12 protein-coding genes are annotated in these 14074 nt (G+C 57.6%); 10 read left to right on the forward strand and 2 right to left on the reverse strand.

Going from position 1 to position 14074, the window contains the following annotated elements:
- Positions 1-396: 396 nt before the first annotated feature.
- Positions 397-1311: a LysR family transcriptional regulator gene (locus tag GOX63_RS07650; protein WP_170545408.1), complete on the reverse strand. Its 915-nt coding sequence runs from the start codon at positions 1309-1311 to the stop codon at positions 397-399.
- Positions 1312-1421: 110 nt separating this feature from the next.
- On the opposite strand from GOX63_RS07650, the gene GOX63_RS07655 reads away from it, so the two are divergent.
- The 5 genes from GOX63_RS07655 to GOX63_RS07675 all read left to right on the forward strand — a co-directional run bounded on the left by GOX63_RS07655 (position 1422) and on the right by GOX63_RS07675 (position 5649).
- On the forward strand, positions 1422-2117 hold the full coding sequence (locus tag GOX63_RS07655) for an NAD(P)H-dependent oxidoreductase (protein WP_254435885.1): 696 nt from the start codon (positions 1422-1424) through the stop codon (positions 2115-2117).
- A 55-nt stretch (positions 2118-2172) separates the two neighbouring features.
- Complete coding sequence (locus GOX63_RS07660) at positions 2173-2949, forward strand: CmcJ/NvfI family oxidoreductase (protein WP_170545411.1); 777 nt, start codon at positions 2173-2175, stop codon at positions 2947-2949.
- A 13-nt stretch (positions 2950-2962) separates the two neighbouring features.
- The gene (locus tag GOX63_RS07665) at positions 2963-3928 is read left to right on the forward strand and encodes an LLM class oxidoreductase (RefSeq protein ID WP_170327448.1); all 966 of its coding nucleotides are present in this window, start codon (positions 2963-2965) and stop codon (positions 3926-3928) included.
- Between the two features lie 12 nt (positions 3929-3940).
- A complete protein-coding gene (locus tag GOX63_RS07670; RefSeq protein ID WP_170327447.1) occupies positions 3941-4729 on the forward strand; it encodes an SDR family NAD(P)-dependent oxidoreductase in 789 nt (262 codons plus the stop codon).
- A gap of 71 nt (positions 4730-4800) precedes the next feature.
- On the forward strand, positions 4801-5649 hold the full coding sequence (locus tag GOX63_RS07675; RefSeq protein ID WP_170327446.1) for an enoyl-CoA hydratase/isomerase family protein: 849 nt from the start codon (positions 4801-4803) through the stop codon (positions 5647-5649).
- Here the strand turns inward: GOX63_RS07675 and GOX63_RS07680 are convergent.
- A complete protein-coding gene (locus GOX63_RS07680; protein WP_217356186.1) occupies positions 5646-6524 on the reverse strand; it encodes a LysR family transcriptional regulator in 879 nt (292 codons plus the stop codon). The genes GOX63_RS07675 and GOX63_RS07680 overlap by 4 nt on opposite strands.
- A gap of 161 nt (positions 6525-6685) precedes the next feature.
- Here GOX63_RS07680 and GOX63_RS07685 point away from each other — a divergent pair, with 161 nt between their 5' ends.
- The 5 genes from GOX63_RS07685 to GOX63_RS07705 all read left to right on the forward strand — a co-directional run bounded on the left by GOX63_RS07685 (position 6686) and on the right by GOX63_RS07705 (position 14028).
- The gene (locus GOX63_RS07685) at positions 6686-7300 is read left to right on the forward strand and encodes a nitroreductase family protein (protein ID WP_170327444.1); all 615 of its coding nucleotides are present in this window, start codon (positions 6686-6688) and stop codon (positions 7298-7300) included.
- A gap of 9 nt (positions 7301-7309) precedes the next feature.
- On the forward strand, positions 7310-8254 hold the full coding sequence (locus tag GOX63_RS07690; protein ID WP_170545414.1) for a DMT family transporter: 945 nt from the start codon (positions 7310-7312) through the stop codon (positions 8252-8254).
- A gap of 195 nt (positions 8255-8449) precedes the next feature.
- Entirely contained in the window at positions 8450-8938 is a 489-nt protein-coding gene (locus GOX63_RS07695) for a helix-turn-helix transcriptional regulator (RefSeq protein ID WP_170327442.1), read from the forward strand.
- 375 nt (positions 8939-9313) lie between these two features.
- Complete coding sequence (locus GOX63_RS07700) at positions 9314-13645, forward strand: beta strand repeat-containing protein (RefSeq protein WP_170545417.1); 4332 nt, start codon at positions 9314-9316, stop codon at positions 13643-13645.
- Between the two features lie 137 nt (positions 13646-13782).
- Complete coding sequence (locus tag GOX63_RS07705; protein ID WP_170327440.1) at positions 13783-14028, forward strand: hypothetical protein; 246 nt, start codon at positions 13783-13785, stop codon at positions 14026-14028.
- The last annotated feature ends 46 nt before the right edge of the window (positions 14029-14074 follow it).

Genomic DNA, 14074 nt, shown 5'->3' on the forward strand with positions numbered 1-14074 from the left:
GTCATGAAGACCACCTCTATTCCCATAACGTCTTTCCGCTACAGGGTTACGATCCAACAAACGTCGAATTTGCCCGACACGCCGATTTTCCTCAGCAAGAAATCCCAAACCTGGAATTCCGTCCGGTGGAACCATTTCCTCGAGGTCCACCCGATGCGGAACCTATAGCTGAATGCGCCTCATCAAAAACCGGCCAAAGTACGAGAAATCGCGCTTTGGTGCGAATAACTGGCGTTTTGGTGCGAGTAACGCGCGCGGACAGCTATGGCATAGGCTTGATGCAAACCCTGCTGATCTGGGCCCGAGTTCGCTGATATGGCATCACTGACCGAACGATTGATGCGATTTCGCGGGCTCAACCCATCGCGCTGGGCGCCTGCGCGCTGCAAAGGGAATCTACGCCACCGGTTTTTCCCACGGTGGATGTGTGGCAATTTCGGCGATCAGGAAATCCATAAACACGCGAACCTTGGGCGACAGAACGTTTGATTTTGGATAGATAAGCCACAGAACGTTCTCTTCTGCGGCTTCATAGTCGGGCAAGACATGCCTTAGCTTGCCTGATGCAAGCTCTTCGTGGACGCTCCAAAGCGAATTCATCGAGATACCGGCACCAGCGACGGTTGCGATCTTTTGGCTGAGGCCATCATCCATGATCAGCGGACACTTGGTTGCCCCCGGATCGAACGTCGCGGTAGCGCCACCCGCGGATTTCAGTGTGCGCGCGCGGATATGGCGGAATGCGATGAGTTTGTGGTTTGTCAGATCGTCCGGGGTTTCCGGTACGCCATGCTCGTCCAGATAGTGAGGTGCGGCGCATAAGATGCGTCTGTCATCCGCCAGCTTTCTCCCCTTGAGGCTGGTGTCGACCAGCGGCGCGTTCCGCAGTGCAAGATCATAGCTGCCCTCGATCAGGTCGAACTGGGTGTCCGATAGACGCAGGTCCAGCGTAACTCCCGGCTGTTGATCCTGAAACTTCGCAAGGATTGGCGCGATGTATAGCTGGGCAAACGTGCTGGGTGCGGTAAAGCGAAGGGTACCGGTGGCTTGTGCCGCACCTTGTCCCAAAGCGGCTAAAGCGGTCTCTTCCTGTGCCAGAATCTCACGCGCGTAGGGCAGGAACTCGGCCCCTTCCACCGACAGGGAAACTTTGCGCGTCGAGCGATGAAGAAGTTCAACCCCCAGTTGGAGTTCCAGTTTGGCAAGCCGTGCACTGGATACAGACGGAACCAACCCCAGTTCCCGTCCCGCGGCCGAGATGTTTAGCTTGTCCGCGGCAAGAACGAAAAGGCGAAGGGCTTGGGTATCCATAGCTCAATTATAAGCAAAAACCGAAAACTGAAACCCGTTTTCCCCAGTTTTATCGGTTTCTGCAAGTGTTATTTCGGGGTCAACGAAAGACACATCAGATGGAGTCACAAATGTCCGTTCGTCCTAACGTCCAGTCACAGATCCTCGAAGCCTTCAATTTTCGGCACGCGACCAAGATCTTTGATCCCGAGAAGAAGATCAGCGATTCCGAATTCGAAACCATTCTTGAGGCCGGGCGCCTGTCTCCAACTTCCTTTGGGCACGAGCCGTTCAAAGTCCTGATCATCCAGTCGCCCGAGATGCGCGAGCACTTTCGGGAATTTTCCTGGGGCGCAAACGGAATGATGAACGGCAGCACGGGCCAATTGGGCACGGCGAGTCATTTCGGGATCATTCTTGCCAGCACCGCGGAAACCATGACCGCAGGGTCCGAATATCTGCAGGACCACTACCGCACGGTGAAACAACTGCCTGATGATGTCATCGAGCTGTTCAACGGTGCCTACGGCAAATTTCAATCAACGGACCACCGCGTCACCTCCGACCGTGAGATTGCGGATTGGTCCGGCAAGCAGGCCTATATCGTCCTGGCCAACATGATGACAGCGGCGGCCCTGATGGGGATCGACTCTTGCCCGATCGAGGGGTTTGACATGGAACTGACCACCGAGGCGCTTTCCATGCATTTCGATGTGGATACGACCAAGTGGAGACCGGCGGTCATGTTCGCGTTCGGACATCGGGCCAGCGATCCTCAATTCCCGAAGACCCGCCGCTCGATGGCCGAGACTGTGAGCTGGTTCTAAGGCCGCCTCGAAAAGCGCAAAGGCTGCCCGATCAGGGTAGGGAAGGAGAAATCGGATGCAAAGAACTGGTATCGTAAACTACCACGTCCACAAGCCGGAGCGGCAGGCGTTCGAGTTGGACGCCGGTGGAATTGTAGGCAATCTGATTTCGCCTGAACTGGCACCCACCAAAGTGCCTCTTACCGACATGCGCGGGTCGGCGCAGCCTTTACGCTTTGCGGAAGACGGGGTCGAGTTTGCTTTCGCCCCGAGTTCTTTGACCGCGTTTTCCGGTGATAGCTGGGCGCAGACCTATGATAAGGAGATCACGCGCCTGCTGACGGGCAAGTTGGCTGCCCGCGAGGTCGTGGTCTTTGATCATACGGTTCGGGTGGATGACCCGAAAGCGACACGCAAGCCAGCGCGCAATGTTCACAGCGACTATAGCGAGAATGGCGCCAGACAACGTCTGATCGACTTGCTTGGTCCAGAGGCGGCCGCGGAATGGGAGCAAGGCCATTATGCGTTTGTCAATCTGTGGCGCCCGGTTCAACATGCAATCAATAGCGCGCCTCTGGGCTTTGTTCGCACAGCAAGCATTGACCCGGACGACTGGGTTTTGCTCGACCTGATCTACCCGGACCGCAAAGGCCAGATCATGGGGCTTGTGGGCAATGAGAACCACGATTGGCTTTACCTGTCCAAGATGACGCCCGATGAGGTCGCGGTGTTCAATATCTATGACAATCAGGGACTGCCTTCGGTCGCGCATAGCGCGCTCGATATGGTCGAGGACCCGACGGTCACAACCCCGCGCAAAAGCATCGAGAGCCGCACTTTGGTGCGCTACTGAGCGAGGAGTCATCATGTTGGATAAGAGCCAAAACCCGGCATTTGTCCCAATCAACAAGGCCTTCAACCAGGTGTTTCGCCCCAATCGGCTGAGCATTGGACTCGTAATCCCGTTAGAAGCTTACGCGGTCGGCGCCGAACCGACTATGAAAGGTCACCTTGAAGCGGCTCAACTGGCCGAGCGGCTGGGGTTCTCGGCGCTTTGGCTGCGGGATGTGCCCTTCAACGTGCCCAGCTTTGGTGATGCGGGTCAGATCTTTGATCCCTTCGTCTATCTTGGTGCTCTGGCAACCGTGACGGATCGCATAGCGCTTGGGACAGCGAGCATCGTTTTGCCCCTGCGCCATCCGGCGCATGTCGCCAAGGCCGCGGCGTCGGCGGATGTGCTGTCCGGTGGACGGTTGCTATTGGGGGTCGCGTCCGGCGACCGGCCCGAAGAATACCCGGCTTTGAACCAAACCTATCCGGATCGCGGGGAACGGTTCCGTGACAGTGTCGGCTATATCAGCGCCGTTGGGGCGTCCTATCCCACACACGAAAGCAGGCAGGGCCATCTTTCCGGCAATATCGACCTGTTGCCGAAACCCACGGGCGCGCGCTTGCCCCTGTTGATCACAGGAGGCAGCCAACAATCGCCCGACTGGATCGCCCAAAACGGAGACGGGTGGATGACCTATCCCCGGGATGTGGCGTCGCAGGCGCGTGTCGTGTCAGATTATCGGGATCGACTGGCAAAGATGGGACAACCGGACAAACCGGTGATGCAATCGCTCTACGTCGATTTGCTTGAGGAGCCCGACGCCCCGGCGCGTCCGATCCACTTGGGTTTCCAATCAGGCACGACCTTCCTGCGCCGATACCTGCGCGACATCGAGGCCATGGGGGTGAACCACGTCGCCCTGAATCTGAGGTTTAACCAGACCTCCATCGAAACAACGCTCAAACGTCTGGCAGACGATCTTCTGTCCGACTTTTCATAGAAGGACAATGACATGACCAAGACCATTCTTGTCACGGGTGCAACCGACGGTATCGGACTGCTTACGGCCAAAAAGCTTGCGGGTGATGGCCATCGAGTCCTATTGCATGGCCGCAACCCGTCAAAGCTGAAAGCCGCCCAAGAAGCCGTTGGAGGCCAGGCCGAGACATACAGTGCGGATCTCTCGGATATGTCAGCGGTGGTCGGGCTTGCTGCAGCTATCCGGGCCAAAAACGGTTCACTGGATGTATTGATAAACAACGCGGGTGTCTTGAAGGCACCGCAACCTGTGCTCGAAAACGGGCTTGATATCCGCTTTGTCGTCAACACGTTTTCGCCGTATCTGCTGACCGAGTTGCTGTTGCCAATCATGCCCGCAACCGGACGTGTCGTGAACCTGTCGTCGGCGGCTCAGGCACCGGTGGATATCGGTGCGATGCAGGGTGAAACACGTCTGTCCGATATGGGAGCGTATGCCCAAAGCAAACTGGCAATTACAATCTGGACCCGTGAGTGGGCCAGGGAACTAGCCGGCGGGCCGGCTTTGATTGCCGTGAACCCGGGCTCGCTGCTTGCTTCAAAGATGGTCAAGGATGGCTTTGGCGTTGCGGGCAACGATCTCAACATCGGGGCAGATATCCTGATCGAAGCCGCGCTGGGCGATCACTTCTCAAATGCGTCAGGGCGTTATTTCGACAATGACAGTGGCGCGTTCGCCGACCCGCATCCCGCGGCGCTGAACACCGAGCACGCAACAGATGTGATGAGGACAATTCGCGCCATTACGCGCCAGCAAAGTTAAGCCGCGCTCCCCCAATCGTCTAACCCCACCCCTCGCATCAGCGATGCCGAGGGCCAAGAAAGGACTGTTCAATGAAATATGAAAACTTCCAAACATTCGATGTGAAGGTCGAAAATGCGGTCGCCACGGTAACGTTCGATTTCGGGACGGTAAATGTTCAGGGCCAGGAGATGTTGGCGGACCTCAACAGCCTTGCCATGCGGCTGGAGCGGGACAGGGACACCAAGGTAGTGGTTTTCCAATCCGCAAACCCGGAGATTTGGGTTTGTCATTACGATACAGAGCTGCTCAAGGACATGTCGACCGAGGCCGTTTCGCGCGAAGATGTCCAGTTGCTGGACCTGCAATCAGTCTGTGAACGCCTCAGCAAAGTCCCTCAGGCCACCATCGCCAAACTTGAAGGCTTTGCACGCGGCGGCGGGCATGAGCTGGCGCTTGCGCTGGATATGCGCTTTGCGGCCCGTGGGAAGTTCAAGTTCATGCAGATGGAGGTCGGCATGGGTATCCTGCCCTGTGGCGGCGGCGCGTCACGGATGGCGCGTCAGACCGGTCTTGGGCGCGCGCTTGAAATCATTCTGAGTGCTCAGGACTATGATGCAGATGATGCTGAACGCATGGGAACGATCAACAAGGCGTTGGAGCCAGATGAGATCGGCCCTTACGTCGATGCGCTGGCGAACCGCATCGCGCAATTCCCGGCTGAATCGATAAATGCCTGCAAGCAAATGGTCTACGAATCCATCGATAAGCCCATTGCCGAAGCTCTGAAGGCAGAAGCCTATTGGCTTTATCAGGCGACAAGCAAAACACCTGCGGTCAACCGCTTCAGGATTGCCGACGAGCAGGGCTTGGAACACGACATCGAAAATCAGCGCAATTGGAATGAACTTGTCATGAAGGTGCAGGAGATCACTGGCTAAGCGCAAAATTCCTCGACCAGAAAATCGAGAAACACGCGTACCTTTGAGACGACATAGCGCCGGGACGGATACACCGCATAAAGTGAGGTTTCATTTGGTGTCCAATGCTCTAACGCAGCACAAAGCCGGCCCGACGCAAGATCGTCCGCGACATACATGCGTGGAATAAGGCTCAGGCCAAATCCAGCGCGCAGGGCATCGCGAACCGCAAGGCTGGAGGAGACCTTGTAGCGGCCGTTAACCGGAACGCTGACTGAACGGTTGGCGTTCCGAAAAGACCATTTCGCGGCATGGTCCGATAAGCTGAACTGGATGCAATTGTGCTGCGAAAGATCTTCGGGTCGTTCGGGCCGTCCATGCGCGTCGAAGTAAGACGGGGCTGCGCACAGCACATGTTCCATGATCATCAGTTTGCGCGCGATGAGACCTGAATCCTCAAGGCTGTCACTGCCGCGCAAGGCAATATCAAACCCTTCTTCGACCAGGTTAACCCGTCTGTCATCGAGATTCAGATCCAAAGACACCTCTGGATAGCGGTCCAGAAACTTTGGAATTGCGCCCGACAAACCAACAAGTGTGGCCGTCACCGGAGCGCTGACACGCAGTAAGCCGCTCGGCGTGCTCTGACCGGCTTGAAGGGTTCCGTCCGCCTCCTCGAGATCGTCCAGGATTTGAACGACGCGTTCGAAATACAACGATCCCGCTTCGGTCAGGCTCATTTTACGGGTGGTCCGGTTGATCAGGCGCGCCGAAAGATGCGTCTCCAACTCACTGACGTTCTTGCTGACCGCTGCAGGCGAAAGGCCAAGATGACGGGAAGCCGCTGCAAAGCTGCCGCGCTCTACGACGGTGCGAAATATATTGAGTGCTGTCATGTGATCCATGTTTATTCACTATCAGTGAATAGTGTTGTTACCAATCGCTGAATTATCAACTCAGATACATGGGCCTACTTTTGCATGAGATCGGCGGATCGTCTCAACCGCGCCCGTCATCCCGAACGAAGACCCAATGCAAACAAACACGAGAGCCTGAAATGCGCCCTGAAAGAAACCCGGACTATCCGATTGACCCGCTTTTCCTGTCGCGCTGGTCGCCACGGTCCTTTGACGCCTCTGCGATGCCCGAGCCACATCTGCTCACCATTCTCGAAGCCGGTCGTTGGGCGCCGTCCGCATTCAACGTTCAGCCGTGGCGGTTCCTCTACGCCATGCGCGACAGCACGCATTGGTCGGCCTTTGTTTCCCTGCTCGACCCGTTCAACCAGAATTGGGCCACCGACGCCTCGGCATTGGTTTTCCTGGTATCGGACACGGTAATGCCGGGTGACGAAAACCGACCCGACAAACCCTCTCGTTACAACAGTTTCGATGCAGGGGCGGCGTGGGTGCAGATTGCACTTCAGGCCGCGGCACTCGGCTACGCCGCGCATGCGATGGCAGGACTTTCCTTTGAACGGGTGCCACACGTGCTGGAGTTGCCGGATCGGTTCCAGATCGAAATAGGGATCGCGCTCGGGCGTCAGGCCGATGCAGCACGTTTGCCGGAAGACCTGAAAGCGCGCGAAGTGCCAAGCGGACGGATGCCACTGGACCAGATTTCCTTTCCGGGGCCCTTTCCAAGCCGTTTCAACACAATTGCAGCCGAGTAGGAGTTCATAATGCCGCTTCGACCGACCAATTCTGCCTCGGACCTGCCGGTTCATGGGTTAATGCTGACGGCGACTTTTCTGGTGGCCACATCGTTTCCGGTCGCGGCCGCGATAACGGGCGGCCTGGATAGCGTTGTGCTTACTTTGATACGCTTTGCTCTGGCGACCCTCTTATTTGCACCAATCGTGTTGTGGCGATACGGGCTGGTTATCCCCAAGGCATCCGATTTCTTGCGGTACGGCGTGCTCAGCATCCTGCTGGTCACGTTCTTCTGGTGCATGTTTACGGCCCTGCGCATGACCTCCCCCCTCAATACAGCGGCGATATTTGCGTTGAACCCCATTATCACGGCGACCCTGGCCGCAGTGCTTTTGCGTGAGAGGATGTCGTTGTCAGCACGTGTCGCATTGCCCATCGGGGCAATTGGAGCGATCTGGGTCATTTTTCGGGGTGATCCCACAGCCTTTATGGCACTTGAGTTTGGCACAGGCGACATCGTGTTCCTTGCGGGTACATTCGCGCTTGCGGCCTATGGCACGCTGGTAAAGGTCCTGCACCGGGGCGAGCCAATGGCCCAAATGACGTTCTGGATTCTCGCGACCGGATCAGTATGGCTGCTTTTGCTGTCTCTGCCAAAGCTCGGTAATGTCCAATGGTCTGCGATCCCTTTCGGCGTATTCGCCGGGATCGCCTACCTGTCGATTTTCACCACGATCGTGACATTCTTCGCCTTCCAATGGAGTACGACTAGGATCGGTCCGACCCGGGTTGCAGCTTATACGTTCCTGAACCCGGCGCTGGTCCTTGTCATCGGACTGGCATTCGGGGGCACGCCGCCACCCTTGGCGACATGGCCCGGCGTGATGCTGGTGATCGTGGCGACGGTCGTTTTACAGTCAAACCTGCAGGCCGGAAGGCGCAAGCAGCGGTCAAAACCCTGCCCGACACCATAATTCTGAACACGGAACGCCACCTGAACCGGCGCACCGAAGGAACCGCAGACCTTCGAGCCGCGGAGGGTGCTCCCCTTCAATCGTTGCCTCTCTGCCGCGCAAATACGTGAACCCGCTTGAATGCCTTGACGAAGCTGCTGGTTTGATATGCATCGGACAAACACGAGCCACCTAAAAAAAGCAGCGAGACTATCTATGCCTTCCAAGAAACGCCTGACCTTTTCTTTCTTTGCCTCACTCTTCTGTGCCTGCGTCATGTTGTTCGAAGACATTGGCGAAGCCATGGGAGTGGCCTGGATTGATGAATGGGACGATATTCACGTCTGGGAGGTTCTGATCATGTTGTCCCTGTTTGGTGCAATCATGGTGCTGGGCATCGAAGTTCTGAAAATGCGCCGGTATCAGGAGACGCTGGAGGACAAGGTTGCGCGCGCTTCGAGTGCGTTCGAGGATCTGTTGAACGCCTATTTCGAGAAATGGTCCTTCTCGGATGCAGAGCGTGACGTGACCCGTCTTTTGATCAAGGGCTGTTCGACCGCCGAAATGGCCGAGATTCGTAACGCCAAGGAAGGCACCATCAAGGCGCAGACCAACGCGATCTACAAAAAGTCGGGCTATGGTGGCAAAACGCAGCTGCTCAGCGCGCTTCTTGAGGACCTGACGGACGGCGGATCGGTCGCCTGAAGCCGACTGCACGCACAGGGCGCGGTGGTCAAACACCGCGCCTTTTCCCTAACCGGGGCCGGGAAGTCTCATAGTTGAATAAACCCCTGACCGAATTGCATAAACCAAAGTTCTAAACCGTCGGTTTAGCCACATTTCCGCCTTCTATCGCTCTTTTAACCCCGTTCATGGGTGTGCCAACACATGGCGCATCGAGTGGGTGACGCAAGGGAAACAACCTTGCGGATCCGGGGAACGGAGACCAGCCAGATGGGGCAGAATTACATGCAGACCGAGCAAAGAGTTCGTGCGTTCGCGCGCGGGGGGCGTTTGACTAAGTGGAAAGGTAGAGTAGCGAGTATTGCGCCCTCGCTCTTGCTGGGCTCGGTGTCGTTAGTGGCCGTTTCGGCCGCCTCGGGACATGCCGAGGTGATCGATAGCGCGCGGACCACTCCGTTCGTCAGTGTTGTGGACGAAGACCTGAGCATCACGGGCACCGGATCGATCGATGTGAACCCTCTTCCCGGGCCGGGTCTGGTTGTGTTCGCTCTTCCGGATTACACAAGCACCCTAACCAACGCCGGTCAGTTGTCCTCGGCAGAGGGGATCAACCGGACACGTGCGGCGATCAACATCAGTACCGACCTGTCGGGAACAATCCTCAATTCGGGCACGATCACGATGGGCGCGTCAGCAGGTGACAGCGCCGACCTTCGGGGCATTCAGGTGCAGGGTCAGGTGTTGGGGTCGATCCAGAACTCAGGCACGATCAACATCGCGAATTCGGCGCTGACATTTGGAACGGCCTACGGCATTTTGACGGGCAACATTGTTGGCTCCGTCTCCAACTCGGGCACACTCGACGTAGACGTGGACACAAGCGACCGGGCGATTGCCGATGGCATCAGGTCGACGCGTGTGGACGGAACGTTGGAGAATACCGGCTCGATCAATGTCGCGGCGTCCACCAGTGGTTTTTCAGCCAACAGCGACGGCATCCAGATTAATCAGGCCAGCGGTCAGGTCAGCAACTCTGGCCCGATCACCGTCACTGCAACCAGCCTGGCCGGGTCGGCCGCCGCAGATGGTATCGAAATCAACGACCTTTCGGGAAACCTGACCAACACCGGTGCGGTCCATGTTCAGGTCCGTGGCAACACCAATGCCGGCGGCGATGCCATCGAGTTGCTGGACCTGTCGGGCAGCTTCGAGAATAGCGGCGCGCTGTCGATAGACGTGAACGCTGCGGATGGCAGCGCGTTTTTTGACGTGATCGAGATTTTCAGCGGGGCGGGGATTACCGGCAGCGCGAACAACTCCGGGGCAATCTTTGGTCGCGCGACCGGCCATGAGGCCTTCGCAGACGGGTTTGATATCGGAAATGTGCTGTCTGCCGGAACCGTCAACAACAGCGGAGCGGTCGATGTGAAGGCCACCGCAACCACCGGCAACGCGGCAATGGATGCTTTGGATTTCTCGGATATCGGCGGGAAAGTGACGAATTCCGGCACATTGCTTGCCGTGGCAGAAGGCGCGGTAGATGCCCTGGCCAGAGGTATCGAAGCCGTAAATGTGTCGGGTTCACTGTCCAACAGTGGCGACATCACGGTGCTAGCTCAGGCTGCGACCGGTCAGGCGACCGCGACCGGCATTCAGGTTGATGACGTCAGTGGAAGCGTCGTCAACTCGGGGGCGCTCTCGGTCTCAGCGGTTTCGACTGCGGGTGGACCTGCAACTGGCATCGCAGCCGGTGATCTGAGCGGAACTCTCAGCAACTCCGGTAATATGACGGTTACGGCCACGGGGCGCAGCCCGGACGCGCAGGGCATTGTCGTGCAGGAAATCGCGGCCACAGGAACCCTGAACAACTCCGGTGCGATTGTCGCCAGCGCGCAGAACGCCTCGAGCGGAGAGGCTTACGGCATTCTCACCCAAAACATAGACGGACAGCTAAGCAATTCCGGCGCTCTGACCTTGACGGTGACCGCCGATGACCACGCAACTATCTACGGTATCGATACGCGCAGTGTTGCGGGGAGCCTCGTCAATTCGGGGACGATCAGCATCAACGCGCAAGGATCCAGTATCGAGGTGAGTGGTATGCGCCTGTCCGATATCTCGGGGTCCGTCAGCAACAGCGGGTCGATTTCCATCCAGAGCAATGGGTCCGATGCGCGGGTCGAGGGTATTTCTGCGGCAAGTGTCGCGGGTCAGCTTCAAAACTCGGGCAGCATTGACATCAACATCACAAACGCGACCCAGGCTGTGGCGCGGGCAATCGACGTCGGCAGTGTTGCGGGCCAGTTCGGCAACTCCGGCAATTTGACCGTTGCCGTAAATGCAACCTCGTCTGCCTTCGCCGAAGGTATCAAAACGCACGGCATTTCCGGGACATTCGAAAACAGCGGCAGCATCGTGGTGCAGGCGACTGGCTTCACTTCCGCGGTGGCTCACGGTGTCAACGTTACCGATATCACGGGGCAGGTTACAAATACGGGGTCGATTTCGGTAAATGCCCAGGGCGAATACGCGCAAGCGGACGGCATCCAAGTTTACGATGTCTCCGGTTCTTTCGACAACGCGGGTGCAATCTCGGTTCAGGCTGCCGGAACGACGTCAGCCTATGCTGCGGGCATTGAAGTCTTCAACGATATCAGCGGACGCTTTGAAAACTCGGGCAGCATTGTTGTCAGTGCCAGCAATGACGGATCGTCTTCGGCTCGCGCTGCCGGTATTCAATTCGACATAGTGGACGCCAACGCCACGTTTTCGAACTCGGGTACCATTGCTGTCTCGACCGAGTCTGTCGGGTCTTTCGGGGTGTCGGCGTCTGGAATCAGTGGCGACGAGATGAACGGGGCGTTCACGAACACAGGTGATATTGTGGTTTCCACGCAGAACGGCTCGGGCTTTTTTGCCGAGGCCTACGGCATAGTGCTGAACACTGTGTCCGATACGGGTTCAGTCTCGAATTCCGGCGCAATCCAGGTCTCGCTGGCGACGCAAGACAACTTGTTCGCCAACGCAGAGGGCATCCGCACTTCTCATGTTATGGGTGACCTCCAGAATTCGGGCGACATTGCGGTGACGTTGGATGCGGATGGTGGGTACGAGGTCCTTGCCCAGGGCATCAAAACCGATGACATCTTTGCCGGAGGCTCTTACGTCAACAGCGGTGCCGTGATGGTCACAGCCAACACGATCGGTGTTTCCAACGCGCTGGCCTTCGGTGTTGTCGCATCCGACAATGGCGGTTTTCTGGAGAACAGCGGCAGTATCAGGGTCTCGGCCAAAGGGGATGCCTCGGCTCGGGCTTATGGCCTGAGCATGGACGAATTGTCGACCGGCGCAGAAGTGACACATAGCGGCACGATTAATGTCACGGCGACCGGCGCAGAGGTGACAGAAGGTGGTCCGGTTGAGGAAGGTCCGGTAGAGGGTGGTCCGACCAGCCCAGAGACCGTGGCTTACGGGCTGTTCATTGAAACGGCACGGGGAACGGCCAAGATCACCGGCGATATCTCTGTCGCGTCTTCCGGCGAAAGCTATGCTGTGTTTCTGGGTGACGGTGGCGGCACGCTGAATGTCGAAACCACGGCGGATATCGACGGTACCATTCGGGTCAGCGATCACGACGTAAACCTGACGCATGTGGGCGGACGGGTCGTCTATCACTTCCAGGATGAGGACGTGACCAATGGTACATTCACCACCGCGGTCACCTCGGCCTCGCAGGGGTGGTTTGTTGATGGTGAAGGCGGGGTTGCACCCGTCTATGCCTCGTTCGACGCGACCGAAGTGCAACCGAACACCAATCAGACGTTCGAGATTGCCGGGTTGACCTACGATCTGGCGCGCCAGCTGGACAGCGCAGACGGTGGCAACTCCAACGGTGATCGTGTCGTGCTGAGCACCAAAGGTACCGGCCCCATCGAAGGGTTCCGGCCTTATTTCCTGGTCAGCGGCAGCCAAAGCGATGGAACCGCCAGCGGCAGTTCCGCATCCCTGTCGTCCAACATGTGGAGCGTCAGTGCCGGTGTAACCCGTGATCTTGGAACCGGGCTGCGATACGGGTTCGGGGCCAGCTATCTCAAGAACAACGGCACCTTTGGTACGTCCTCCTTCGACACATCCGGTGTGTTTATCAGTGGTATCGTTGCTCAGAATTTCGGGTTTGCCGATCTAAGCTTTGGTCTGGGCTATGGCGATCTGGACCACGACGAAACCCGGTCCGGCAATGTCACAACGGATGCCGACTATTCCAGCGACATGATCACCGCGCTGGTGGCGGCGGAACGGGACTTTGCCCTGGAAAACGGCGCTATCCTGACCCCACGCGTCAGCTTTCTGTACGGTGAGCAAGATCTGGACGGCTATACCGATACCGGCAGCTCGGCCAATGCGACCGTTGGCGACAGAACCGTCACTTTCAGCGAAACCCGGATTGGCGGGGCCTACTCGACTGCGATGGGCGGCGGCAGCCTGTCTGCGTCGCTGGCAGCGGTTCACAGAGATGCCGACGCGCCCTCGGTGGTCGACGTTGCAATCTTTGGCAACACGCTTGCGCTTGCGTCCGGTGGCAGTGGCACGGATACGTTTGGCGAGATCGGTCTGAGCTTTGAGAAAGCCTTTGACCACGGCGGAACCCTGCGCCTCGAGGCAAGATCGACCCTTGGGGCTGATGTTTCCACGCAGGCCGCGTGGGCGTCCTACGAGTGGCGGTTCTGACCTCTCGCAGGCACATGCAATCACTTTACGGCGCACCGGCAGAACCGAGGCCGGTGCGCCTCTGAAAACCTCAAGGCAGCGCCTTCAGCTGCTTTGTCCAAGATTTTTGTGCAGCCCTTTCAATTGATGTGAGAGACATGAGAAAATCGAAAAATAACACGGCACTGCTTGGCCTCAGACCTGCTTATGACAACAGTTTTCTTGTGAGCTCCGAGTTCGAGGGCTCGACCATCGGCGCGTTGAAAAGCTTGGGCGGTCGAAGTTTCACCGATCCTGACGTGATATCGGTCAGCGATGCGACACGTGTCGCGGGCTGGTGGATCCTTCCCGGCTTGGTTCTCGGGGCCTCTTTTTGGGGGCTGGTGATTTCGGCGGTCATCTGAGTTTGATCGGACCGCCGGACAAAACACGCGTTGGTGTTTTGGACCA

The organism is Ruegeria arenilitoris (genome assembly GCF_013031355.1).
Lineage (GTDB): Bacteria > Pseudomonadota > Alphaproteobacteria > Rhodobacterales > Rhodobacteraceae > Ruegeria > Ruegeria arenilitoris_C.